Raw genomic sequence first — 23,474 nt, forward strand, 5'->3', positions numbered from 1 at the left:
GCCGGGACGGGCCTTTGCGGTCTTCCGACGAGGAAGGGCAGCAGAACTCCGGACGGCACTGTTCCTGCAGGGCAGCGTCGAGCGCCGCAACGGGGCACCAGCTTCTCCCGCCGAGCGAACTGCGTGCCGACCGGAATGATCCCGGTGGCCGGTGGGCCGGCGGCCGCAGCCCGGGCTCCGAGTTCCGGGGCGATCCTCCCGGAGGACGCCCGCCGTGTGGCCTCCGGTCGGGCCGGCAGCGGCAACGAGGACCAGAACCACCGGAAGGACGAGCCCGTCGGTGATGCCGCTTTCCACGTTCGGCAACCGCCGCGGTTCGGAGGGCACTTCCGCGCGGCTCACGACCGCCGGGGCGAACACGGCGTCTACCGGTACCAGGACGGCGCCTGCGGGGAAGGACGCCACAGAACGAAAGAGGTTCGGTGAGCTCTTTCCGCGTGGCCACCGATCGGATGAACACGTCGGTGTCCGCAACGCACGTGGCTCCTGTGCCGTTGAGGGAAGTGCTCGGCCTCTCAACTCGCGAGCATAGGAGCCTCGTTGGTTCCCTATCCGGCCGCACTCGGCCTGCCTCACGCCTTGGCCGAGTGGGCCACCATGCTCGTCGTCACCCATGAGGGTGACCGTCGCTGCAAGCTCCCGCCGCACCAGCGTGCCCCGGTCGGCCCGGCGCACCTGCGCCGCCACGACACCCTCGCCCGACTCGCGGCCGGCTTCGGCGTCTCCATCGGCACCGCCCACGCCTGCACCGCGGCCGTCATCGACCTGCTCGCCGACCGTGCGCCCGGCCTGCTGTGCGCCCTGCGTGAAGCCGACCCCGACTACGTCCTGTTCGACGGCGCCCTGGCGGAGTGTGACCGGGTCGGGGACGGCCGGACCGGCTACTCCCACAAGCGCCGTCGGCACGGGGTGAACGTGCAGGTGGTGACCGATCCGGCCGGGCGACTTCTGTGGATCTCGCCCGCGCTGCCCGGCCGTCCCCGCCCTGGAGCGGCAACGCTGAAAGTGCGCCGTGACGGGGGCACGCTCAAGTCGAGCCTCAGGTGCGTGACACAGGAATCTCGGTCATCGCAGGTTCTCGTCGGTGCGGGCGCTCCGGACCGCAAGCGCGGCTGCCAGGGCGCAGGCGCCGCCGAGCCACAGAACGCCCTGGAGGGTGAGTGCGTCGACGATGACGCCGCCGACCAGCGCGCCGAGGCCGATCGACAGGTTGAATACCGCCACCCACAGAGACGAGGCCGCTTCCACCGCCTGCGGCGCGGCCTTGATCATCCAGGTCTGCAGGCCGACCGACACGCCTCCGTAGGCCAGACCCCAGACGATCAGCAAGATCGCGCCGCCGACCGTCGTCCGGCCCAGCAGGAGAAAGAGCGGCATCGCAACCGCGAGAGACACGGCGGTGATCAGCACGCTCCGGTGCACCCTGCGCGAGAGCGCCGCGCCGGCCACGAAGTTGCCGATCATGCCCGCCACACCGAACCCGAACAGCAGCGGACCGACATAGCGTTCGTCGATGCCCGACAGCCTCTGCAGTGCCGGGCTCACGAACGTGTAGGCCGAGAAGTGCCCGAACACGATGAAGACCGTCGCGATGATCCCGATGCGCACACCCGGGTTGCGGAACTGCTCCATCAACAGCTTCGGCCGGACGGCCTGCGAGGCGGCCAGCGACGGCAGCACGGCCAGCAGGGTGATCAGCGTGATGAGCGCCAGGCCGCTCAGCGACACGAAGGCGATGCGCCAGCCGGTGAGTTCACCGATCAGCGTGCCGAGCGGGACGCCGAACACGTTCGCGGCTCCGACGCCACCGAAGACGATCGCAGTGGCGCGTGGCACGTTCTCGGTGGATACGAGCCGGACGGCCAGGCCGCTGGCGATGGCCCAGAAGCCACCGATCGCCACCCCCACCAACACCCGGGACGACACAAGGACGGCGAAGTTCGGCGCCACGGCCGATGCCACGTTGGAGAGGGTCATCAACGCCATCAGCCCGAGCAGCAGGAGTCTGCGGTCCAGTGCGCCGACGAGTACCGGAACCACTGGTGCCGCGACCGCGGCGACCAGGCTGGGCACCGTCACCATGAGTCCGGCTGTTCCTTCCGGGACCGACAGCGCCGACCCCACGGCGGTCAGCAGGCCGATCGGCAGTTGCTCGGCGGTCACCAGCAGGAACGTTCCCAAGGCCACTGCGCTGACCGCCAACCAGTGGTTCTTCTGTAATGCCTGCGGGGCGCTTTTCAAGGCGTCGGACTGTTCTGCGGTCGTCACTGCGTCTCCTCCATCAGTTCGGGAGCGATCGCTCCCATACGCGAGGACAGTAGTATGGGAGCGATCGCTCCACAAGTTCGGTAGACTCGGGGCATGGCACGCCCCCGGCAGTTCGACGAGCAGGACGCGGTCGTCAGGGCGACCGAGCTGTTCTGGCGACGCGGTTACCACGCCACCTCGGTGCGTGATCTGGGTGACGAGCTCAAGCTCACGCCCAGCAGCCTGTACCGGACGTTCAAGGACAAGCACACGCTGTTCCTGCGCGCGCTCGACCACTACCGGGCCACGGAGTCCGTTCAGGCCGAGCGATTGCTGGGCGCCGACAGCCGGCCGATCCGGCACGTGCTGCGGGACTGGATGCTGTGGCTGGTCACCTGCCCGCCCGACGGCGAGACCGGTCGAGGCTGTTTCGTGGTCAATACCGCCACCGAGCTCGGCACCACCGACGGCGAGGTCAGCCGGCGTACCGAGGCCGCCTTCGAGGTCACCCGGCAGGCACTGCGCTCATTGCTGCTCCAGGGGCGGCGCAAGGGCGAACTGCCCACCGATCTCGACGCCGACGCCGCCGTGGAACTGCTGTTCACCACGGTTCTCGGGCTGCGGGTCCGAGAACGCGCCGGCCACGACCCCGCACGCCTGGCCACCGCGATCGACGTCGCGATCCGGGCATTGGGGCCCACGCCGACGACACCTTCCTGACCACCAACGGCACACCGGCACCCCCGACCGCGGGCCCCATTTGTGTTTCCACCTCAAGCCCGGCAGTTACGACACCACCGCTCTCATCGAAGTTCTGGAACAGCTCAAGGTGTTCTGCCGCGGGGAGCGAGTGGTGCTGGTCCGGGACGGACTGTCCTCCCACGGGAGCCGGGCCATGCGCGCCTGGACCGCCGAACAGGACTGGCTGACCCCCCGAGCGATTATCCGTCTACGCCCCTGAGGTCAACCCGGTGGAACTGCTGTGGTCGTCGCTCGAGAAACGCGAACTCGCCAACCTCGTCGGCCACCACGTCGCCGACGTCGCAGACGCCACCGAATCCTGACCATCCACCCACCGACCCCACCGAACCAACGAAAAGATCAGTGAGAGGTCGTCTCGTTTGGCAAGCCTGCGCCAGCGGACGAGGGGAGAGGCGATGCCGGTGAACGCATGGAAGTGGTCAGCCGGCAAGGCTTGAGTTGTTGCGCTTGTTGGCGAGGAAGCGTGCCTTCTTCTCGCGATTTCCACACGTATTCATGTCGCACCATTTCCGTGTGCCGCCTCGGCTGGTGTCCAAGAAAGCGGCTCGACACGTGGGCGATGCGCACAAGGAGATCTTTCCCTCCCGCTCTCCCGCAAGGAGACTGATCGCATCGGCGGCGATCACGCTGAGCGCATCTTCCACGGAAGAAGAACTCAGCCGCCATTTCCGGCCGCCCTCGGACGTCAAGACCGCCGAGGCCAGACCCTGAGTACTGCAGTCATTGATGACCTGGACGGCTGAAGAGGGAAGCGGGTTCTGGTTTGCAACGGCGGTGGCAACTGTATGAATTGATTCCCTCAGCTCTCGAGCCCGGTCGAGCTGGGACTGGGTGCAGGAGTCGACCGCGAGTCCATTGACTGCCAACCAGTCTGCGAGCCGAGAGGGTACAGGAATTCGCTCAAGAGTTTCACCGTAACGCTCTGACAGGGTTCCCGTGAAGCTGGTCGCCAGCACTTTACCGAGGCGAAACTCAGGGAAGTAGACAGTAGCCACGGAACCACCTTAGCCGGTTGCCACCTGAAGTGCAAACATGTTAGAACCGTCACAGGTGGTTCTGCGTCGAGTCGGGGGTCCCATGGACTCCTCCAAGGTCAGCAGCAGGCGCCCGGCCACCGACTGGGGCGACTCGGCGCGGATCGATCACTGTCGGCATCGAGGGACTCCTGGCACGCCACGCCGAAGCCGGAGGTAGTTGACTATGGTGGATTTAGCGGTACTGCCGAGTTTCATTGCGGTGATCCTGCTCTTCCTCGCTCCGCCCGGGCCTGATATGGCCTACATGCTCGCAGTGGGCCTCGAAGGCGGTCGCCTGTCCGCGCTGAGAGCCATCCTCGGTATAGGGACGGGTATGAGTGTTTATGCCGCCGCCGTCGTTGCCGGGATGGGGGAGATCGCCCGATCGCACCCATCGGTGCTTGATGCGGTGAGAATACTGGGTGCAGCGTATCTGCTGTGGTTGGCGTACGTGACAATGCGAAGCGCGCGTCGCGCGATCAATGGGCACGGCGATATCGCGACAGGTAGGTGGTATCTGCGAGGAGTGTTAGTCAGCCTGACGAATCCGAAAATAATTCTTTTTTACCTCGCGGTACTTCCGCAGTTCATGGGGAATGCAGAGAATCCTGAATTGCAGATGGCGATTCTCGGTGCAATCAATGTCTTGATGGAGGTAATTCTTTACGGGTGTATCGGAGTGTTGTCGGGATTCTTTCATGTGCGACTCACCGGCTCAACAAAAGCGACGGCTGTGCTGAATTATGCCGCGTGCGCCGTTTATGTTGTGCTGGCAGTGGCGATCACTGTCGAAATTCTTCTGACCTGAGAGGGTCATCTCGTTTGGCGAGTCTGCGACCGTAGATGAGGGTGTATCCGAGGCTCGTGAAGGCGAGGAAGTGCTCAGCTTTGCGCCCGTAGCGGCGATGGAGCCGACGGCATCCAGCGAGCCAGGCCATCGTGCGTTCGATGGTCCGGCGGTGCCGGCCGAGCCGTTGGGCGGGCTCGCCTCCCTTTTTCAGAGTCCGCATGTTCACCGAGTCGATCGCGCAGCGGGACCAGTCCGGATTGCCGCGAGAGCCGAGTTCGTCGGGGACCGGGCGATGCGGCTTGCCCCACACGCGAGCCTTCGTCCACTCTGTGAACCGGCGGTGAGCTGTCGCTCCGGACAGGCCGAACGACGACGCCGGCAACCGCTGCCACGGGCAACCCGACGTCGCCACGAACACGATCGCCGCCGGCACCTCACGGTCGCCATGCCGGCGCCGGCCGCCACCTCGAGGCCGCGATGGCCCCTCCGGCACAACCCTCTGGAACACTTCCCACGGCTCATCCGGCACCAGCCGCTCAATGATCCCCACCACGACCGACAGACCACTCGGCCACATGAGATGACCTCTAGAACCCTGCGGGACGACGCCGACGCGCTCGTCGAGGCGATGCGCGACTGGGCCGACAAGCGGCGCAGAGCACCCGACGCCAAGAAGGCGGCCCGTGCCCACCATGCAGATCTGTAAGGGCCAGGGCATCCCGGTGCTCGCCGACCGCGTCCGGTCCCGCGGCTCGGCCACCGCGGCAGCTTGCATCAGGTCAACGCCGGGGCATGCGCATCGGACGATCGAAAACCCCCCGGAAGAGGGAAGAACCTCTGGGAAAGCGCATCCCTGCGCTACCCGGCTGCTACAACCTACGCGCCTGAGGCCGTGGTTGACGCGGCCGGTACTCAAGGGGGAGGAATCCATGCTTCGTGCGCGTTGGCGCGATGGGGAGGGCACAAGGGCTTCCGGCGGGGACCCGCCGGGTGACAGATGGGAGGGCAACAGCCTTCTCCGCCTTGTCGGTCACCTCGTCCGGCGCACCGGAAGTACCCAGAGCCGCCTTCCGCTGATCTGGATTGGCGGAAGCGGAAGTTCCGCGATGCTGAGGGCCCTGAACTGCCAGGAGAAGCTGCCCCGCGGCAAGACGGAGGCGGGCGATCTGCTCGAGATGCTGAAGGAGCTGCGCGTCGCTCTCGCGAACCACAGTGGCGGGGAGCGGCTGTGGTTCCCGCGTTCGACTCTTGCCGCGTGGATGATGGACCGTCGGCTCTGGGACGAGATCGACGGCCTGGACGCCGACGTGCGTCCCGCTGTCATAGCCGCGCGTCTGCGCAGCCGGGGGCGCTCGGCGCAGGGGAATCGCCAGGAGCGCTTCCAGCCCCCCGAGGGTTTCGTCCTCACCGTGCTGTGGCTGCTGCTCCTGTACGGCGTCCCGGCGGCGCTCTTCCGTGCTGCCGTCTCCGGGCGTTTCCCGGGGATCGGGCGCCCTTTCAAGTGGTTCCTGCGCCAACCGTATCTCGCCCGCAACAGTGGCTCCTTCCTGGCCTTCACCGAGCGGCTCGTCGCCACGGCCCGCGCCGGGGAGGAGCCCGACAAGATCGACAAGCTCCAGGTCCACGCCTTCCTGGAGGACCTGAGGGCGGCCTACGCCCGCCGGCCCTGGAGCATGAAGGGGTGGCGGCGTACGGCCTACCCGGTGGTGGTGATCGAGGGGGCCGCTCCCGGCAACCCCGCGCACCATTTCCTCAGACTCGTCCACGAGGTCCGGAGGGAGACGGCACAGAGGGATCCCCTGCTGGTGATCTGCGCCGGTGACGCGCAGGCGCCCGCTGTCCTCACCGCCTACCTGCCGCCGCAGAACGCCCTTCCCCTGAGGGACGTGGAGAGGGCCGTGGACCGCGCCGACCCACCCGCGTTCCTCGACTACTTACCCATCGACGCGGACGGTGTGACGAGCGCCGCACAGGCCGCCGATGTGCTCCAGATCCAGGTGCCTCCGCCTCCGTGGCCGGCCCGCAGCAAGACCGTCGCCACTGCGCTGTGCCTCGTCCTCCTCGCACCTCTCCTCGGCTGGACCGTGCAGCGGCTCGGCGGGCTCGACTGCCTGCACCGGCCCTTCGCGGGGCAGGTCTCCGTGCGCGGCATCGGCGGTGACTGCATCGGCTACAGCGACAGTGCGAGCTTTACGTTCAACGACCAGCCCGGGCAGAAGAAGCTGATCCGCATCCAGGAAAAGATCTTCTCCCACAACGAACAGGTGCACGACGTGTGGCTGCGGAGCGGAAAGCGCCGACCGTACGTCACCATCGTCTACCTCGGCTCGCTGACCGGTCGCCCCACACGCGCCGACGAGGAGGCCTACGCCGCCGAGCGGGAGGAGTTGGAGGGCTTGGCCGTCGCGCAGCACCAGGGACTGCAAGCCGCCGCAACCGACTACGCCGTGCCCCTGGTCAGGATCGTCGTCGCCAACGCCGGCTTCCAGATGAGACACGCGGCCACCGCGGTCGGCATGGTGGAGGACCTGGCACGCCGGGGCGGCGATGCCCCGGTCGTGGGAGTGGTCGGCCTGGTGGAGAGCCGGACCACCACGGCCGCGGCCCTCCGGCGACTCCACCAGGCCGGTCTCCCCGTGGTGGCCCCCACTCTCTCCGCGGACGGCTTCGCCGAAAACTCCAAGCTGTACCTGCAGTTGGGAGCGCCGAACAGGGACCAGTCCCGGATGGTGGCCGCGTACGCTCGCAACGTCCTTCATGTGAAGAAGGCGCGTGTCTACTACACCGTGGGCCAGGGATCCAGCCGCGAGGAGGACCTCTACGTCGACACGTTGCTGAACGATCTGGAGGACGACCTCGTGGACCTCCTCGAAACCCCGGTGACCCCGTTCACCAGCGGGACGGACCTGCGCGAGGTCTGCGGCTATCAGGGCATGGTGTTCTTCGCGGGCCGCTGGTCCGAGTTCAGCTCCTTCCTGCAGGCGCTGAAGAAGTGCGACGGCAACCCGCCGCGTCACCTGGTTGCCGACGACTCCGTCAACCGCTACGTGGCCAACACCTCGCTGCGTCACCACGCGCCCGGCCTGCCCCTGACCTACGTGTCGAAGGGGGCACTCGCCACCTGTGAGTCCCTGCGGCGGCGGGTGCGCCAGGGCACGGACCAGACCGCCCACAGTTTCCTGAAGTGGATCGGCACGGACGGCGTGCTCACGCCCCCGCGCTGCCAGGGCGAGGGCGGGGAACCCGTGGGGGAGCGCGTCGGACTCGCGTACGACTCGGCCATGCTCCTCCTGGACGCCGTGGAAACGCTGACGGCCCGGGTGCGCCCCGACGGCCGGCCGTGGGAACCGGAGCGGATCGACCCGGTGGTCGTCCACACCGAGGTCTTGCGGAAGAACGAGATTCAGCCCTTCTCCGGAGCGGCGGGCACGGTGAAGTTCTCCGCCGAGGGGGGTGAACCCGTCGACAAGCGCATCACCCTGTTGCGCATCGAGGACGTCAGCAAGCCGCCCCTGCCGTCGGTCGAGGTGTACCACTGCGGCGTCGCACGGATCGGCGAGCGCCCAGGGTGCGGTGAAGGAGACGGGCACGGCCACCGCTGATCATCGATGTGTGACGGCTGGAAAAACACGCGGCGGCCTCGGTAGCGGCCCGGTGCAGCCAGTGGATGCCGAGCGCGGTGAGGAAGAGGCCGCCGAGGGTGGCGGGGACGACCGCGGCGGCCGGCGGGACGCGCCGCCCGCCCCGCCCCGCCCCGGCACCGAGCAGCGTCTGCACCTGGGGACCGGACAACCGCAGGACCGCTCGGCCACAACCAACGGTTGTACCCATAAGGTGTCGATATGGACCTCGATACCGTCCGCACCTTTGTCGCCGTCGTCGACGCGGGTCAGTTCCAGGAGGCCGCCGCCGAGCTGGCGGTCACCCAGCAGGCCGTCTCCAAGCGCATCGCCGCATTGGAACGCAGCCTCGGCGTGCGGCTGTTCACCCGCACCGCGCGCGGCGCCGAGCTCACCATCGACGGGCAGGCGTTCCTGGCCCACGCGCGCGAGCTGTTGCGCGTCGCCGAGCGCGCGGCCGCGTCCGTGCGCCCCGGCCGCCGCCCGCTGCGCGTCGACGTGATCGCTTCGCGCGGCGCGGCGTCGGGCCTGATGCGCGGCTTCCACCGCGCGCACCCCGGGATCGAGCTCGACGTGGTGTGGCTGTTCGACATCGAAACGGCCGTCACCGCCGTCCGGTGCGGTGAGATCGACGCGTCCTTCCGCGCCGTCGCCGCGCCCGGCCGGCCCCTTCCCGACGACATCGAGGCCGTCCGGGTGCTCGACGAGCCGCTCCAGCTCCTCACCGGACCCGCCCACGCGCTGGCGGGCGCCCGGTCGGTGACCGTCGCTCAGCTCGCCGGGCACCGGATCTGGATGCCCGGCATCATCCCCGGCACCGAGTGGGCCGCCTACTACGACGACCTCGTCGCCGAGTTCGGCCTCACCATCGAGGCGACCGGCCCCAACTTCGGCTCCGACGCGCTCCTCGACACCATCGCCGACACCCCGGCCCTGGCCACCTTCATGGGCGCGCACACCCGCCTCGTCTGGCCCGCCGGTCACGGCCTGCGCCGCATCCCGGTGACCGACCCGACGCCCGTCTACCCGCACTCGCTCCTCTGGCACCGCGACAACCCCCACCCAGCACTGGCCACCCTCCGTGCCCACCTCGCCGCCACAGCGGCCGGCCCCGGCGCCGCCGGCACCTGGGTGCCGAACTGGGCGGTCCGCGCCGAACGCCGCCGCGCCCTCGACCACCGTGGCCGGATCGACGGACGGTGACGCGGGGCCGGGCGTGGCCGTCGGCGCACTCCGGCCCCGCTCCTCCGCACGCCGCACCACGGACGACCCTCGCCGCCGATCGGCAGTGGAGGCCGGTGCGTCCGTCCGCCGAGCCGCCGAGCGAGCCGTCCCCGCCGTCCGGGCTCGACACCGGGCCGCCGTCCGCGCCGGCGGCCCGGTGCGGCTCTGCTCCGGGTACGAGTACCGCGTGCGGCCCAGTGCCGTCAGCAGCGCCACCGCCGACAGGCTGAACTCGACGGAGAAGTGCTCACCGGCGTGGTCACGCACATCGTCCAGGACCTCATCGGCGTCTTTCTCGATCCGGTTCGACAGCCCGGCGGGTGGGGCCGGCCCGCGTGCCCGGCCCGCATCCGCCGGGGCCCGGCGGTTCCTCCGCTCCGGCCGCACAGGTCCGCCGGGCCGGACGATCAAGGCCATGACGACGAGCGGCCGGCCGCCCACCGGACGCCTCACCCGCTGTGGACCTTGACGCGTTCGCTTCACCGGCACGGCAGCAGGGCGAAGCGGTGACCTCCCCACCGGGGGATTCGCCGCCGCTGATCGGCGAAGACGACCGTGATACGGCCGTGCGGGGCCTGCAGCAGGCGTATGCCGAAGACCCCATCCCGCACGAGGAGTCGGACGAACGCCTCCACCGGGTGCTCACCGCCAGGACGTACGGCGAACTCGTGCCGGCCCTGGCCTCACTCCCGGAGGAGCAGCCGGGCACCACGTCGACGATCGCCGCCGCCGGCGGACGGATCCGGCGGCGCGGCGCATGGCGGGTCCCTCGGATCCTCAAGGCCGAGTCCGCGTACGGAAGGGTGCGCCTGGATCTGCCCCGGGCGGTCATCGAGCATCCGCTCGTCGACATCGAGCTGCGGCTTGGAACCGGCGGGGCCGGAATCACGGTGCCTAGCGACACGGTCGTCGACGTGTCATCCGCCTCTACGGGCAGCACCAGGCCGCCGCCGTGCGCCCGGTCCTGCTCCAGGTCCACAGCGAGGTCATGGGAGGACTCTCCCGAGGCGGGCAGGCCAACCCGTTCGACGCCACGCACCGGTTCGCTCGACGACTGGACGCCGGCACCGCCTCCGGGCCGTCCCCGCAGGGGACGCCCTCCGGCAGCAGCCGGCCGAGCGGCTGCGGGAGTCCGCTCTCGCAGGCGGGATCACCGACCATCCCGGCCGGGACAGGCATGATCCGGCGGGCAAGGACCAGGCCCGCCGGACCGTGCGCCGGAAGACCGCGCCGAACGCCTTCGGCATCACCTTCGACGGCCGGCTCCCAGCAGTGCGTCGGTGACCGTCGACCGTCAGAGCGGCCCGGTTGCCGGCGGCGGCCTTCGGCCCCGGTTCGCGGGCCTCCGCTCGTCCGACGCGGGATGCCGGAGCATCCGGACGGGGTAACGGGAAGCCGCCGGGGCCAGGGAACGGAAACACCTGCTCACCCGCGCGGAAGCAGACGGCTCGGCCGGATCTCGCTCAGGTACACCACCACGTCCGCAGACCTCAACGGGTCCACCCGGTCCAGGTCCCGGGGCCATCGCGTGCCGGCGGGGGACGCCGTGACCGCCCCGGGGACGGCGGCGAGCCGGACGAGCAGCGCGGTGGCGAGCTGCCTCGTCATGGAGGATGTCATGCGCCAGCGTCCCCGCCCGGGTGCCGGGCCGCGCTCCGTATGCACCCGGCCGGAGCGACGCCGCGGGCAGGGAGCGGGCAGGGGAGCGGGCCACCGGCGCGGCCCAGGCGTATTGCTCCGTCCGGTGCCGTGACCGCACGGGTTCGCCGGGCTGCACGGCCGTGATCAAAAGGAAGGCGTGACTCCTTCCGGTCGAGATACGGTCCTGCCATGACCCCATCGGCCACGAACGGCCCCTCGCCGTCCCGCGTCACCGCGGACGACCTCGACCTTGCCGTGCAGCTCGCTGTGGCGGCCCTCCGCGAGGCGCCCTCGGCCGCCTGGGACGGCAAGGCCGGTTCGCTGGAGTGGGATTGCTGGGAGACCGTCGAGCACCTCAGTGACGACCTCTTCGCGTACGCCGCGCAACTGGGCCCCAGGACACCGCCCTTGGACGGTGAGGTGCCGTTCGTGTGGGAGAGCCGACGGCCTGGCGGCCCGGCGAACGCCATTCACGCGAACCGTGGGGCGGGGCCCGCCGGCCTGTTGCAGGTGCTGGAGGCGAGCGGTGCGCTGCTGGTCGCCATGGTGCGCACGACGCCTCCGCGGACCCGCGCCCACCACGTCTTCGGCGTCTCGGACCCCGAGGGCTTCGCCGCGATGGGGATCGTGGAGACCCTGGTGCACACGCACGACTTGGCGCAAGGGCTCGGGCTCGCCTGGAGCCCACCCGCCGATCTGTGCGCGCGGGTGCTCGCGCGGCTGTTTCCGGACGCACCGTCGTCCACGGACCCATGGCCCACCCTTTTGTGGGCCACCGGGCGAGCCGAACTGCCCGGGCGTCCCCGGCTGACCACATGGCGCTGGGACGGCACGCCTCGGGCCCAAGCAGTCGGGGCCGTCCGGTGAAAAGAGATGTGCCTGAACCGGCCCGCCATGTACTCTTCCGCGGTGAATATCAACGGAAAACCGTTTTTTTGTGACATCGACCTGGCCGAGCGAATCGAGCGGGCCGAAGTGCGGCTCATCGCGGAGGGGAGTGCGGCCGCACATCGCCGCAATGGAGCCGGTACGGGTTTCCTGAAACCGATGGTGGGAGGCGTGGCCTCTTTCGCCGAGAAGGAGTCGCCCCTCAACAAGGTCGCCGGGCTCGGATTCGGCGGTGTACCCGACGAGGCCCTGCTCGACGAAGTCGAACAGGCCTTCGCCGACCGGGGTGCGCCCGTACAGGTGGAGTTGGCTCACTTGGGTGATCCGGCCGTCGGCGCCGTGCTGACGGAGCGGGGATACCGGCTCACGTCCTACGAGAACGTGCTCGGCCTCCCCCTGTCCGGAGAGTACGAACGCCTTGAACCGGAAGGGATCGAGATCAGGCCGAGCGGCGAGGAGGAGTTCGAGCGCTGGATCGAGGTCATCTCGGACGGCTTCGCACACCCGGACGCACAAGGCGTCCCCTCCCATGAGGAGTTCCCGCGCGAGGTGATCGCTGCGGCAGTCCGCGATCTGGTGGGCGCCGCCGGCATGAGGCGGTACAGCGCGGTGCGCGACGGCGCGGTGGTGGGAGGAGCCAGTGTCCGCATGACCGACGGGATCGCCCAGCTGACGGGAGCGGCCACCGCGCCGGCTCACAGACGCCGAGGCGTTCAGACAGCCCTCCTGGCGGCCCGGCTCGCCGACGCCGCCGCGACAGGCTGTGACATCGCCGTCGTCACCACGCAGCCGGGCTCGAAATCCCAGGAAAACGTGCAGCGCCAGGGATTCCACCTGCTCTACACCCGCGCCGTGCTCGTGAAGCAGATGTGAGATCACACGCGATGCGCGGCGTCCCGCATTAGGTCGTCGAGTGCGTTTCCCGGCTCATCCGAGAGGCCCTTTCCTCCCGTTGTCTCATCCCGGAATCCGCGGCTCGTGTGTCTTTGCGGGGGTGCGCCGGGAGAGGGCGTTCCCGCCGCTGAGGCGGCGGGCCATCAGGCCGGCCGTGGCCGGGCGGATCATGGCCTGCGGTGGCGGTCCGCTCGGGCGGACGGGCGCCGGCGGGGGACTTCTGGCCCCGGCCGCGGTGACCGGCACCGCCGGCAGCGGGCCGGGAGTGTCGGTGACGATGCCCCGCTTGCGGTCCACGGACTTCCTCGCCGCGCCGATGCCGGCGGCGCCGGCGGGGGAAGCCGGAGCGGGCGATGCCTCGGTGCGCGTCGGTCGCGCACGGGAGGGGCACCTCGTACGGCCCGCGCACGGGTTCAGCGGCATCCTCCGTCCCAGCGGTCCGTCCCAGGCCATCAGCGTCTGTGCTGGTCAGCGCCCGTTCCAGCGTTCCGGCGTCCCATAGTGACCGCCTTGTGTGGCGGGCGGGACGGATCGGGCGACAAGCTGCGGTCGTCCGAGCAGCCCGCCGGACGACCCACTTCCGCACCATGGAGATCTCGATGCGTTCGTGCTTTGCCGCCCGCTCCGCCCGCCTCCTCCTGGCCGCAGTCGCGTCCGTCGCCCTCACCGCCACCGTGACCGCCACCGCCGGCGCCGAGAGCCGGAGCACCACCGCGCAGGCCTGCAAGACCGACGACCTCACCTTCGAGGTCAGCTCGAAGACGCAGGCAGGTGGCTACTACCTCATCACCGCCAAGGCCAAGCCCGGCATCACCTGCTATCTGAAGGGAGTCTTCCCTTCCGCGTCCTTCGGCTCCTCCGCTGACACCGAGGTGTCGCCGGCCGAGCATGCCGTCAGCGAGAACGTCACTGTCTCCCCCTCCACCGCCGCCTACGCCGGCATCAGCCCCAAGACGACCAACAGCGACTACGGCAAGCAGTTCGACGTGCTCCACCTCTCCGTCGCGGGCGACGAGGTCAACGCCGTCACCCTCGACCTCCCCGACACCGCCACCGTCGACAGGCCCATCGCCACCAACTGGCACGCCGACCCCGCCGACGCCGTTCCCTTCCCCGGCTGACGCCCGCGCCGGGCGCCCGCACCGGGCCCGGCGACGGCGGCGTCACCTACCGGCAGGTCATCGCCGTCCGCCTCCTGGCCTGGTGACGAGCCCGCACCGGCCATCCCCGGGCCGGGGATGCACGCACCCTTCGACGGCGCAGGACCACGGTCCGGTCGACGGCCCGCACAGCCCGGCAAGCCGGCCTGTGCGGGCCGTTTGGTGTGACGGACGCCTGTCACGGCAGGAGTTCACCGGAGCGGCTCACGAAGTGCGCCGGCCGCTCCCGCGCGGAGCGAGACGCTGCTGCAGCCGCTGCGGCTTCATCACCGGCATCCTCACCCGGAACGCCGCCCCGTCGCAGGAGGCGCAGCGCGGCCTGTGCCGGCGGGCCGGCGCTCGGGCGGAGGCGCTGTCACTCGGGCACGCGGGACAAGATCGCGTCCAGCCCGAAGGCGAAGCGTTCCTCGAAGGATCCTTGCCGCAGGTAGGCCACGGTCCTCTGCAGCGCCGGGTACGTGTCGGCGGTGACGGCCCGGGCGAGGCCGTCGTCGCCCTGTGCGGGCGCGGCCTGCTCCTCCTGGGCCAGGCCGAGAGTGAAGTAGCTGACCGTCCACGCCGTCCACGCCGCCTGCTTCTCGTCCGCTCCCGCCCGGAGGAGTGCGTCGACGAGGCGGTCGGCGAAGCGCAGGGTGTGCGGTTCGGCCGGGTACGTGCCGGTCACCAGGGCGGCACCGTCGCGGCACGCGAGCAGCGCCTGCCGGTAGCGGCCGGCCAGCTCCCGCACGCGTTCCCGCGGCGCGGCGGGCAGGTCGTCGTAGCGGATGCCGGCGAGGACGGCGTCGGCCATCAGCTCCAGCATCCGGGCCTTGGTCTTCACATGCCACAGCACGGTGTTCATGCGGACGCCGAGGCGGTCCGCCACCGCCCGGGTCGAAAGCTTTTCCAGTCCGCGCTCCTCCAGCACCTGCAGCGCGGCATCGATCACGGCCGTGCGGGTGAGCCGGTCCACGGCGTCTTCCCCGACTTGCTCATTGGTCACTGACCTAGTTTACTGCGGAACACCTCTTGGTCGCCGACCAAGAGTCAAGGGGAAGGGGAAGATCATGGACTATCAGGTCGTCGTCGGAGGCGCAGGCCCCGTGGGCCTGTGGCTGGCCGGCGAGCTGCGCCGCGCCGGCATCACCGCCGCCGTCGTGGAGGCCCGTACCGAACGCGACACCCGTTCCCGCGCCCTGACCGTGCACCCGCGCACCATCGAGACGTTCGCCTCCCGCGGCGTCCACGAGCCCTTCATGAGGGAGGGCATGCCGCTGCCCGGCGGCCACTTCGGCGTACTGGAGTCCCGGTTGGACTTCCGCCGCCTGCCCAGCCCCTTCCCCCACACCCTCGCCCTGCCGCAGGAACGCACCGAGGCACTGCTGGAGCAGCAGGCCCTCGATCTGGGCGCGGACATCCTGCGCGGGCAGGAGGTCACCGGCTTCACCGAAGACCCCGACCACATCACCGTGCACATCACCGGCCCCCATGGGCCCTCCACCCTCCAGGCGGCCTACCTGGTCGGCTGCGACGGCGCCCGCAGCACCGTGCGCCGGGCTGCCGGCATCGACCACCCCGGCACTCCCTCCACCGTGCTCGGCTGGCTCGGCGACGTCATCCTCGACCAGCCCCCCGCCCCCGGCTACAGCCGCTTCGGCCCGGCGGGCACGCTCATGGCCGTGCTCATGCCCGGCGGCATCCACCGCCTGGTCGGCATCACCCCCCGCGACCTCACCACCACCTGGCCCGGCGACCTCACCCTGGACGAACTGCGCGAGAACGTCATCGCCGTGGCGGGCACCGACTTCGGCATGCGCGACCCGATCTGGCTCTCCCGCTACGGCAACGCCACCCGCCTGGCCGCGCAGTACCGCAAGGGCCGCGTCTTCCTCGCCGGCGACGCGGCCCACCAGCACTTCCCCGCCGGCGGCGTCGGCATGAACGTCGGCATCCAGGACGCCGCCAACCTCGCCTGGAAGCTCGCCGCCACCCTCAACGCCTGGGCTCCCGAGGCCCTGCTGGACACCTACCACGCCGAACGCCACCCGGTCGGCGCCGACCTCACCGAGACCAGCCGCGCCCAAGTCGCCCTGATGACCGCCTTCACCCCCGAGGGCCTGAGCCTGCGCGGCCTGCTCGCCCGGCTGATCAGCACACTGCCCGGCCTCAACGACCACCTGGCCGCCCAGGTCAGCTCACTCGCCGTCGCCTACCCGCCCACCGATCCCCGTGCGCATCCGCTGGCCGGGACCCGCGCCCCCGACCTCGCCATCGGCGACACCGGCCTGTTCGCCCTGCTGCGCGCCGACAGCTACCTCCTGCTGGACCTCACCCCCGGCGGCCGCCTCGGCCGGCTCACCCGGCCCGGACTGCGCGTACACACCGGCACCCTGCACCTGCCCCCGGCCGACTGGACCGGCATCCGCGCCGCCCTCATCCGCCCCGACGGCCACATCGCCTGGGCCGGCGCCCACCACGACGACACCGCCCTCATGGAGGGCCTCGGCGCCGCCCTCGCCGTCACACACCGCAAGTGAGCCGTCCCGTGACCATCCAGTGCACCGGCCCCCCCGTACGCCGGTGATCTCCTCGGCGAGGGCGGTCTTGCCCAGCACGCCCGGGTCCCCACCCCGGGGACCGAGGTCGAAGCCCACGCGCGTCATGGCTGTGGGGCGGGGTCTTCCCCGGTGTGCGGTGGTGGGGCGAGGCTGTAATCGGTGCTGCGGGCAGCAGCCGGAGTGCGGGCCGAACAGGCAGACCGCAGGAGGGGAGTTGGACATGGCGGCAGAGAACATCGACGATGTCGTGGACGGGCTTGCCGGGATCGTGCGGGAGGCCGGCCGCGCCGGCGAGCGGGTCGGGTACTTCGCGGCGCTGTACCGACAGGTGACCGTCGAGGTCCGCACGGCCATCCACAGGGGGTTGTTCGACGACGGCGTCCGAATGGACCGCTTCGACACGCTCTTCGGCAACCGCTACTTCGACGCGTACGACGCCTGGCGTCGTGACCGGAGCGGGCCGCGTTGCTGGCGTGAGGCGTTCGGGCTGCTGGACGACGCCGACACGGTCATCGTCCAGCACCTGATCCTCGGCGTGAACGCGCACATCAACCTCGACCTGGCCGTCGCCGCCGCGCGGACCGCTCCAGGCGAGGCCATCCATGCGTTACGGCGCGACTTTCTGCTGATCAACGACATCCTCGCGCGGGTGGTGCTGGCGGTGCAGGAGTCGATCGGCGCCCTGTCGCCACTCATGTCGCTGCTGGATCGGGTCGGGGCCCGCACCGACGAGCGGATCCTCGACTTCAGTGTCCGTCAATCCCGTGAGGAGGCGTGGTACAACGCCGTCCTGCTCGCCGGACAGAACGAAGAGGAGCGCGAGGCCACCATCGAACGGCTCGACATCCGGGCCGCCGTGCTCGCACGGTTGACAGCCCGCCCGGGCGGCCTCGTCCGGCCGGCCCTGCAGTTGATCCGGAGCACCGAGAGCGATGACGTGCCGGCCGTCATCACTCATCTGGACAACGCCATGGGAAGTGATCGGCCATCCCCGCGGTGAAGCGTTCGACTCCTGCCGGCGGGCCGAGTACGAGACCCGGAAGGGGGAGTACAAGGAGCGGCCGCACGTCAACGGCGCCGCCAGGCCCTGGTCCGCGGACAGCGCCTGAAGCGCCGCGTGCCGCCGCTCGAACGCCGGCCGGTCCCGCGCCCGCACCACCAGCTCGCCGTTCGTGCGAGCTGCCGCGGCTGTCTCACCGATGCGTCCGGTCAAACTCACCCGACGTCATCCGAAGGGCGGCTGCCGGGCCCGTGAACCGCGGAGCGGCCGGCCGTCAGCGGCGCGTTCTGCCCGGCCGGGAGCGCCCGTCCAAGGCGTGCGAGCGGGGACGAAGCCATCACCACCGGGGACAGCATCATGCCCGCGGCCGTCACCAGGAGGCTGGTGCGCACCCCCCACCCCATCGCGAGAAACCCGCCGAGCAGGGAGCCGAGCGGGGCCGTCCCCATGCCGACAAACGTGATCGTCGCGGCCGCGCGGCCCTGCATCCCGTCCGGAGTGACGGCCTGCCGCACCGCCATGACCGTGACGTTCACCAACTGGCCGGCGGCCCCGAACACGAAGTTGACCGCCAGGAGCGTGGGAACCGTCACCGCCGAAGAGCCGTGCAGCGCGGGCACACACAGGAACACGCCGTCGCCGAGTGCCGCCGCGGACACGAGCACCGGGCCGTAACCGAACCGGCTCGGCAGGCGAGCGGCCAGCATCGCACCCAGCAGCGCGCCCGGCCCCGTCGCCGCGAGCGCCAGCCCCACGGCGCCGCCGGACAGGTGCAATTCCCGCGGCAGGAAGAGCAGATAGACGGTCATCATGGCCGCGAAGGAGAACTGGAAGGCGGCCGAGGCCAGGCACACGGTCCGCAGCGAGATGTCGCCGACGACGAAGCTGAGGCCCTTACGGATACGTCGCCATACCCGCGGGGGACGTTCCGGGTGTTCCGGATGTTCCGGGTGTTCCGGGATCGACTCGGTCCGCCGGATCCGCCGGATCGACAGGAACGACAGCGCGAAGAACACCGCGCCGGAGGCGGCAGCGACCGGCGCCGACAGCAGTGACACCAGCGCACCGCCGAGGGCGGGCCCGCCGATCTGCGCCGCGGACCGGCTGCCCTCGAGCGCGCTGTTGCCCTGCAGCAACCGCTCGCGTCGCACCAGCCGTACGACAGAGGCCTGGTAGGCCACGTCGAAGAACACGGACAGCGCCCCGACGGCGAGGGCGACCACGAGCAGCGCGGGCAGACCGAGCCAGCCGAAGAGGCCGGCCACGCCGGCGGTGCCCAGCATCAGGGTCCGGCCGGCGTCCGTCGCCGCCATCACCGTGCGAGTCCGCCACCGGTCCACCCACGCGCCGGCGAAGAGCGAGAGCAGCAGGAGCGGCGCCTGCCCCACCGCGCGCAGGACGCCCAACTCGCCGGCGTCGGCGTCGAGCGTCAGGACGGCGAGGAGCGGGAGAACGATCGAAGCGGTGTGTTCGCCGAGTTGGGAGGCCGTCTGACCCACCCAGAGTCTGCGGAAGTCGCGATCCCGCCACAGACTTGACGGAACGGATCGACCGGAATCGGATACAGCGGAGGAAGTGGACGGCACGGAGATCCCTTAGACTGCCGACGACGAGGCCCATCACCCGGCGCACCCCGGGTGCGCCCGCGATCCGGGCAGGGGAAGGCTCGCTGTGCCGCGACATCAAGGGCAGCACGCGATGACAGGCCGATCACGGCCCACGACGTCAACGCGCGCTCGGACGACCGACCATGCCTGCAACTCCCCATGGGTCGACTTGCTGCACCCGGACACTAGCGCCCGGTGGCACAACACGAAAGCGAATTCGGTTTCGGGGGCGGGCCGTCGGACCCCGTTCCGCCCCGGCGGAAGCTCCCGCGCCCCCGGATGAGGCACCTCTTAGGGCCCTCCCGGCGAACCATGCCGTACGGATCGGCGGGTCGCCGCCCGGGATCTCCGGGACGGAGTAAGCGCGAACACCTACGAGTGCTCCTACGCCGGCCCGGTCAGATCTGGCAGGCTACGGCACTGGAACGTGAGAGCGGGAAGGTGGCTGTGGGCCATGGCGGAGAGAGCCGGCAGACCGCGCGCGCTGGACGGGCTCGAGGCGGCGCTCGGCTCGCTGGGTGTGGCGGACAGCGCGCTCAGGGAGCGCTGGGACAAGGACGCGTGGGTCGCGGACTGGGACGGCAGTGTCCGCGGGCACGACGTCCACCTCCTGGTCATGGGGGCCGGCAGCCGTCCCGATGGAGTCAGGCTCATGGTGGACGAGTTCACGTTCGAGGAGGTCCGCACGGAACACCTCGGGGAACTGGTCCAGAAGGTGTTCACCGGTGAGGCCCGGATCACGAGGAGCGGCTTCCTGGGGTTGTTCGAGCGCCTCGATCTGGAGGTGCGGATCGGCTCGAAGACCTACTTCGCGAGCGTGAGCGGCGACTGCGCGGACGATCTGTCCGCCTGGGCCAGGCCCCTGGCCGCTTCCTGGGAACTCCGGCGCGGAGCGGCACGAAGGCCCGGCACCCCGTGAGGGATGCCGCCGGTCGTTGCGGGGCCCTGCGCGACACCGGCCGGGACACCGACGACCGGTCCGTGAGGTGTACTGTGGCCAGGTTCTTCGGTGAGACCGCCACCAGACGGTCGACCAGCTCGTTGACCGGCCCGCTTCGGAAACCCGACACGACGCGGACCAGCCGCTCGGCCTGGTTCTGCACGGCCGCCACGACTGCATGGCCGCCACGACTCCGGGGTGGCTGTAGCCGAGGCTCAGGCTGAGGGCGGCGGTCGCGCAGCCGATGCAGTCGCGGCCCAGGGCGTCGTAAAGGTAGACGCCTTCTCCACGCTCATCCTGTGGCCGGACACCGGGTAGTACATGCCGTCCGGCACCCGGCTGTCACTCGTGGTCATTTCTTTCCCGACGGTTCGTTCGTGTGACGCCCCGCAGGTGACGGGGCGTCGGAGTGCGCCGCCGTGCCGGGCGGAGCCGAGCGACCGTGGCGGCGAGGAGGAGCGGGATCAGAAGGGCGGTCGACAGATCCGTCGGATCCGCCGGCCGGCCGACGAGCGGCGGGCCCGAGAGGAAACCGAAGTAACCCGGCGTCGCAGCGCGGGCGGGCGCTGCCCCGGACCGATCGGTGCTGAGGTTGCCGCTGGCAGTGAAGATCTGCGGCACGACGGTCGCCCGGCCCGCACCGGCCGGCAGCCAGCCCGGCAGGATCGCCACCAGATGCCCGGACCGGACGGCCTTCGACGGGGACGCCGTCATTGACGAGCCCGGTGGCGTGGGCGTGGCGGAGCAGGCGGGCGGGCTCCGCGTCAGGCCGGGCCGAGGACGCAGAACTCGTTGCCTTCCGGGTCGGTCAGAACCTTCCACGGGAAGTCGCCCCGGCCCGCGTCGGCGGGCGTCGCGCCGAGGGCCTCGAGCCGCGCCACCTCCGCCGCCTGACCGTCGAGGGGGTAGGGCGCCAGGTCGAGATGGACGCGGTGCCGCATGTCTTTCAGGTGGGGCGTGCGGAGGAACTCCAGATACGGACCGACACCCTTGGCGGAGCGCAGCAGCGCATGATCGTCGGCCACCTCGTGCAGGGTCCAGCCCATCGCCTCGCCCCAGAACCGGGCCATGGCCCGCGGGTCCGCGCAGTCGACGACCACGGCGGCGATCGGCCCGGTGTCCCGGTAGGTCTCCCGGGGCTCCAGGACGCAGAACACGTTGCCCTCCGGGTCGGTCAGAACCGTCCGCTGGAGGTCGCCCCGGCCCGTGTCGGCGGGCGTCGCGCCGAGCTCCTTCAGGCGCGCGACCAACTCCGCGTGATGGGCTGCGGAGGTGGTGGCGAGTTCGATGTGCGCGCGGCCTTCCACTGCTTCGGGGTCCGGGACGGCGATGACATCGACGCGGACGGCGGCGGGGTCCGGCCATGCGGAACCCACGGGTTTGACGCTGGTCGCACCGGGTTCCTCGCTGGAAACCCTCCAGCCGAGCGCCTCCGCCCAGAACCGGCCCAACGCCGAGTCGTCCCGGGCTTTGAGATTCATCTGAAAGAGCTGCAGCGCCATGCCGCCGACCCTATATCCGGTCAGGGGCGCGTTCTTGTGCGTCATGCAGGGGAACCGGGCGCAGCCGCTCGCGGTGTGCGGTCCCGTCGGGCGATGGCCTCGGCGACCTCTCGGACGGCGCCTCGCAGCAGGTCGCCGTAGGGACCCCGAGGGAGGCCGGGGGCGTGCGCTTCGGCCGCGTTGATGTGCTCGGCGGCGGCTTCGAAAGAACCGAGTCGGCGGTAGTCGTCGGCAAGATTGAGGTGCAGGGAAGGGTAGAAGCCGGCGATGTGCAGGCTGGCGTGGTGCTCTTGGACGCGCTGCTCGGTCAGGGCGTCGGCAGCGTCCAGGGCCCGGATGTCCCAGGCTATGGCCCGGGCGGGATCTTCGTGGAGATCCGCCAGGTAGTGGGCGAGGGAGCAGCGGTGCAGCGGGTCGCCGGTGACGCCGATCGCGGACCACAGATCCAGGAGCTTGCGACGGGCGGAAGCGATGTCACCGGCCCTGCCTTCGGCGACGGCTTCACCGATGGCTGCCATGGTCGGGTCGGGGCCGGCGGGTGCGGCGGTCATGGAGTGTTCCTCGCTCTTTCTCAGGCGGAGGGGTCGGGCTTGACGGGCATGGCCAGGGTGGTGAGATCGCCTCGGCCGGCGGAGCGGACCGTGACGGGCCGGTCCCTTCCCCTCAGGTCGAGCATCACGTCGGGGCCGATCGCGGTGCTCACGGCGGGGTAGAGCGTGGTCAGCCCGAACCAGATCCGGAGGTCCTGCCCCGTCGCAGTGGCCGGGAGCGGGACGCCGGGGTGTTCGTCGTCCGCTGACCGGAGGTGCATTCCGCGGTCGGCGACGTGCAGCGCGACGCACTCGCCGGGATGTTCTTCCAGGGCTCGCAGGAGCGGCTCCTTCGAGACCGTCACACGGGTGGTGACCTCGCCCAGTGACGTGAGCATCAGCCGGTAGTCGGGGAACTCCTCGGGCAACAACCGGCAATGCCGGTCCTCTCCGCCCGTCACGCGGAGCCAGATCCCGTGCGGCACCGCTTCGAGTCGCACCAGCACACTGCGGCGGATCCCGGCGACGGCGGCCCGCAGCTCGTCGCCATCGACCGTGCCGGCCCACGTCTGCCCCGGTGATTCGATCGGGACCAGGGTTCGGGTCGAGAGCCGGTACCGGTCGGTCGCGGTAAGGGTGACCGCTCCATGGCCTGCTTCGATGCGCAGGCCGGCGAGTACCGGCATCCCGGGCTCACGTGCGGTCGCGGTCAGGACCTGCTCGACCGCGTCCGCCAGAACGGGACCCTTCAGCGCCGTGATCGGACGAGCTGGCGCATTGCCGAGCACGGACTTGATGACGGCAGCCTTCTGCTGCGCCGCTGCCGCGTCCCCGACGACCTTCGCGACATGCTCGTCGAGCAGCCGGGACGCCTCGTCGGCCCCGGCGTCGAGGACGGCCTCGACAGCAGCGAGGGGCATTGCGATCTCGCGGAGCTGACGCAGCACGGACGCCCGCACCACCTGGTGCGCACTGTAGTAGCGGTAGCCCGTGACCGGGTCGATCTCGGCAGGGGGCAGCAGCCCGGAGTCGGCGTAGAACCGCAACGCGCTGGAGGTCAGACCACTGCGTCGGGCGAAGACCCCGATCGGCATCAGCTCAGAATTCGGCACCCCG

General features: G+C 70.5%; 20 protein-coding genes and 2 pseudogenes. 13 read left to right on the forward strand and 9 right to left on the reverse strand.

Translation table 11 applies throughout. The annotated features are described in order from the left end of the window. Window positions 1-540: 540 nt before the first annotated feature. Window positions 541-978, forward strand: a pseudogene (locus AB0L29_RS02830) (transposase family protein); the annotation flags it as partial. Between the two features lie 87 nt (window positions 979-1,065). Here the strand turns inward: AB0L29_RS02830 and AB0L29_RS02835 are convergent. Beyond that, a complete protein-coding gene (locus tag AB0L29_RS02835) occupies window positions 1,066-2,268 on the reverse strand; it encodes an MFS transporter (RefSeq protein WP_365822589.1) in 1,203 nt (400 codons plus the stop codon). Window positions 2,269-2,361: 93 nt separating this feature from the next. Here AB0L29_RS02835 and AB0L29_RS02840 point away from each other — a divergent pair, with 93 nt between their 5' ends. Then, the gene (locus AB0L29_RS02840; protein WP_365822591.1) at window positions 2,362-2,967 is read left to right on the forward strand and encodes a TetR/AcrR family transcriptional regulator; all 606 of its coding nucleotides are present in this window, start codon (window positions 2,362-2,364) and stop codon (window positions 2,965-2,967) included. A gap of 461 nt (window positions 2,968-3,428) precedes the next feature. Here the strand turns inward: AB0L29_RS02840 and AB0L29_RS02845 are convergent, their stop codons facing one another. After that, window positions 3,429-4,004: a CGNR zinc finger domain-containing protein gene (locus tag AB0L29_RS02845; protein WP_365822593.1), complete on the reverse strand. Its 576-nt coding sequence runs from the start codon at window positions 4,002-4,004 to the stop codon at window positions 3,429-3,431. Window positions 4,005-4,209: 205 nt separating this feature from the next. On the opposite strand from AB0L29_RS02845, the gene AB0L29_RS02850 reads away from it, so the two are divergent. Then, the gene (locus AB0L29_RS02850; RefSeq protein WP_365822595.1) at window positions 4,210-4,833 is read left to right on the forward strand and encodes a LysE family translocator; all 624 of its coding nucleotides are present in this window, start codon (window positions 4,210-4,212) and stop codon (window positions 4,831-4,833) included. Here AB0L29_RS02850 and AB0L29_RS02855 read toward each other — a convergent pair. Then, window positions 4,808-5,392, reverse strand: coding sequence for a transposase (locus AB0L29_RS02855; RefSeq protein WP_365822597.1), 585 nt, complete (start codon window positions 5,390-5,392; stop codon window positions 4,808-4,810). The two genes, AB0L29_RS02850 and AB0L29_RS02855, sit on opposite strands and share 26 nt — an antisense overlap. A 3-nt stretch (window positions 5,393-5,395) precedes the next feature. On the opposite strand from AB0L29_RS02855, the gene AB0L29_RS02860 reads away from it, so the two are divergent. The 4 genes and pseudogenes from AB0L29_RS02860 to AB0L29_RS02875 form a co-directional block, all read left to right on the forward strand. Continuing rightward, window positions 5,396-5,521: a hypothetical protein gene (locus AB0L29_RS02860; RefSeq protein ID WP_365822599.1), complete on the forward strand. Its 126-nt coding sequence runs from the start codon at window positions 5,396-5,398 to the stop codon at window positions 5,519-5,521. 400 nt (window positions 5,522-5,921) lie between these two features. Next, window positions 5,922-8,417: a hypothetical protein gene (locus AB0L29_RS02865; RefSeq protein WP_365822601.1), complete on the forward strand. Its 2,496-nt coding sequence runs from the start codon at window positions 5,922-5,924 to the stop codon at window positions 8,415-8,417. A 240-nt stretch (window positions 8,418-8,657) separates the two neighbouring features. Continuing rightward, on the forward strand, window positions 8,658-9,638 hold the full coding sequence (locus AB0L29_RS02870) for a LysR family transcriptional regulator (RefSeq protein WP_365822603.1): 981 nt from the start codon (window positions 8,658-8,660) through the stop codon (window positions 9,636-9,638). Between the two features lie 527 nt (window positions 9,639-10,165). Then, window positions 10,166-10,576, forward strand: a pseudogene (locus AB0L29_RS02875) (DUF1707 domain-containing protein); the annotation flags it as partial. Between the two features lie 508 nt (window positions 10,577-11,084). Here AB0L29_RS02875 and AB0L29_RS02880 read toward each other — a convergent pair. After that, window positions 11,085-11,267: a hypothetical protein gene (locus AB0L29_RS02880; RefSeq protein WP_365822605.1), complete on the reverse strand. Its 183-nt coding sequence runs from the start codon at window positions 11,265-11,267 to the stop codon at window positions 11,085-11,087. Window positions 11,268-11,489: 222 nt separating this feature from the next. Here AB0L29_RS02880 and AB0L29_RS02885 point away from each other — a divergent pair, with 222 nt between their 5' ends. From AB0L29_RS02885 to AB0L29_RS02895, 3 genes are all read left to right on the forward strand, one after another. Next, entirely contained in the window at window positions 11,490-12,167 is a 678-nt protein-coding gene (locus tag AB0L29_RS02885; protein ID WP_365822607.1) for a maleylpyruvate isomerase N-terminal domain-containing protein, read from the forward strand. 42 nt (window positions 12,168-12,209) lie between these two features. After that, the gene (locus AB0L29_RS02890; protein WP_365822609.1) at window positions 12,210-13,061 is read left to right on the forward strand and encodes a GNAT family N-acetyltransferase; all 852 of its coding nucleotides are present in this window, start codon (window positions 12,210-12,212) and stop codon (window positions 13,059-13,061) included. Between the two features lie 620 nt (window positions 13,062-13,681). Further along, the gene (locus tag AB0L29_RS02895; RefSeq protein ID WP_365822611.1) at window positions 13,682-14,203 is read left to right on the forward strand and encodes a DUF4232 domain-containing protein; all 522 of its coding nucleotides are present in this window, start codon (window positions 13,682-13,684) and stop codon (window positions 14,201-14,203) included. 394 nt (window positions 14,204-14,597) lie between these two features. Here AB0L29_RS02895 and AB0L29_RS02900 read toward each other — a convergent pair whose 3' ends face one another. Further along, window positions 14,598-15,224, reverse strand: a complete 627-nt coding sequence (locus AB0L29_RS02900; RefSeq protein WP_365822613.1) for a TetR/AcrR family transcriptional regulator C-terminal domain-containing protein — start codon at window positions 15,222-15,224, stop codon at window positions 14,598-14,600. Window positions 15,225-15,288: 64 nt separating this feature from the next. Between AB0L29_RS02900 and AB0L29_RS02905 the strand changes: the two genes are divergently transcribed. Further along, window positions 15,289-16,758, forward strand: a complete 1,470-nt coding sequence (locus tag AB0L29_RS02905; protein WP_365822615.1) for an FAD-dependent monooxygenase — start codon at window positions 15,289-15,291, stop codon at window positions 16,756-16,758. Window positions 16,759-16,999: 241 nt separating this feature from the next. Beyond that, entirely contained in the window at window positions 17,000-17,779 is a 780-nt protein-coding gene (locus AB0L29_RS02910; RefSeq protein WP_365822617.1) for a DUF5995 family protein, read from the forward strand. Between the two features lie 215 nt (window positions 17,780-17,994). Here AB0L29_RS02910 and AB0L29_RS02915 read toward each other — a convergent pair whose 3' ends face one another. After that, window positions 17,995-19,365, reverse strand: a complete 1,371-nt coding sequence (locus AB0L29_RS02915) for an MFS transporter (protein ID WP_365822619.1) — start codon at window positions 19,363-19,365, stop codon at window positions 17,995-17,997. A gap of 475 nt (window positions 19,366-19,840) precedes the next feature. Here AB0L29_RS02915 and AB0L29_RS02920 point away from each other — a divergent pair, with 475 nt between their 5' ends. After that, entirely contained in the window at window positions 19,841-20,305 is a 465-nt protein-coding gene (locus AB0L29_RS02920) for a hypothetical protein (RefSeq protein ID WP_365822621.1), read from the forward strand. Window positions 20,306-21,090: 785 nt separating this feature from the next. On the opposite strand, the gene AB0L29_RS02925 is transcribed toward AB0L29_RS02920, so the two are convergent. From AB0L29_RS02925 to AB0L29_RS02935, 3 genes are read right to left on the reverse strand one after another with little or no spacing between them, the layout of a single operon-like run. Beyond that, window positions 21,091-21,828 (reverse strand): VOC family protein, encoded by a 738-nt coding sequence (locus AB0L29_RS02925; RefSeq protein ID WP_365822695.1) that lies wholly within the window; start codon window positions 21,826-21,828, stop codon window positions 21,091-21,093. Between the two features lie 41 nt (window positions 21,829-21,869). After that, window positions 21,870-22,379: a hypothetical protein gene (locus tag AB0L29_RS02930; protein WP_365822623.1), complete on the reverse strand. Its 510-nt coding sequence runs from the start codon at window positions 22,377-22,379 to the stop codon at window positions 21,870-21,872. Window positions 22,380-22,399: 20 nt separating this feature from the next. Then, window positions 22,400-23,470: a MerR family transcriptional regulator gene (locus AB0L29_RS02935; protein ID WP_365822625.1), complete on the reverse strand. Its 1,071-nt coding sequence runs from the start codon at window positions 23,468-23,470 to the stop codon at window positions 22,400-22,402. Window positions 23,471-23,474: the final 4 nt, after the last annotated feature.

The sequence above is a fragment of the Streptomyces sp. NPDC052701 genome (genome assembly GCF_040678355.1).
In the GTDB taxonomy this organism is placed as follows: domain Bacteria; phylum Actinomycetota; class Actinomycetes; order Streptomycetales; family Streptomycetaceae; genus Streptomyces.

What these genes read in the sequence shown, in the direction of transcription:
- AB0L29_RS02910 (WP_365822617.1), top strand. Translation starts at nt 17,000, where the DNA reads ATGGCGGCAGAGAACATCGACGATGTCGTGGACGGGCTTGCCGGGATC.
- AB0L29_RS02920 (WP_365822621.1), top strand. Translation starts at nt 19,841, where the DNA reads ATGGCGGAGAGAGCCGGCAGACCGCGCGCGCTGGACGGGCTCGAGGCG.
- AB0L29_RS02850 (WP_365822595.1), top strand. Translation starts at nt 4,210, where the DNA reads ATGGTGGATTTAGCGGTACTGCCGAGTTTCATTGCGGTGATCCTGCTC.
- AB0L29_RS02885 (WP_365822607.1), top strand. Translation starts at nt 11,490, where the DNA reads ATGACCCCATCGGCCACGAACGGCCCCTCGCCGTCCCGCGTCACCGCG.
- AB0L29_RS02895 (WP_365822611.1), top strand. Translation starts at nt 13,682, where the DNA reads ATGCGTTCGTGCTTTGCCGCCCGCTCCGCCCGCCTCCTCCTGGCCGCA.
- AB0L29_RS02880 (WP_365822605.1), bottom strand. Translation starts at nt 11,267, where the DNA reads ATGACGAGGCAGCTCGCCACCGCGCTGCTCGTCCGGCTCGCCGCCGTC.
- AB0L29_RS02925 (WP_365822695.1), bottom strand. Translation starts at nt 21,828, where the DNA reads ATGGCGCTGCAGCTCTTTCAGATGAATCTCAAAGCCCGGGACGACTCG.
- AB0L29_RS02930 (WP_365822623.1), bottom strand. Translation starts at nt 22,379, where the DNA reads ATGACCGCCGCACCCGCCGGCCCCGACCCGACCATGGCAGCCATCGGT.
- AB0L29_RS02905 (WP_365822615.1), top strand. Translation starts at nt 15,289, where the DNA reads ATGGACTATCAGGTCGTCGTCGGAGGCGCAGGCCCCGTGGGCCTGTGG.
- AB0L29_RS02860 (WP_365822599.1), top strand. Translation starts at nt 5,396, where the DNA reads ATGACCTCTAGAACCCTGCGGGACGACGCCGACGCGCTCGTCGAGGCG.
- AB0L29_RS02855 (WP_365822597.1), bottom strand. Translation starts at nt 5,392, where the DNA reads ATGTGGCCGAGTGGTCTGTCGGTCGTGGTGGGGATCATTGAGCGGCTG.
- AB0L29_RS02865 (WP_365822601.1), top strand. Translation starts at nt 5,922, where the DNA reads ATGCTGAGGGCCCTGAACTGCCAGGAGAAGCTGCCCCGCGGCAAGACG.
- AB0L29_RS02840 (WP_365822591.1), top strand. Translation starts at nt 2,362, where the DNA reads ATGGCACGCCCCCGGCAGTTCGACGAGCAGGACGCGGTCGTCAGGGCG.
- AB0L29_RS02870 (WP_365822603.1), top strand. Translation starts at nt 8,658, where the DNA reads ATGGACCTCGATACCGTCCGCACCTTTGTCGCCGTCGTCGACGCGGGT.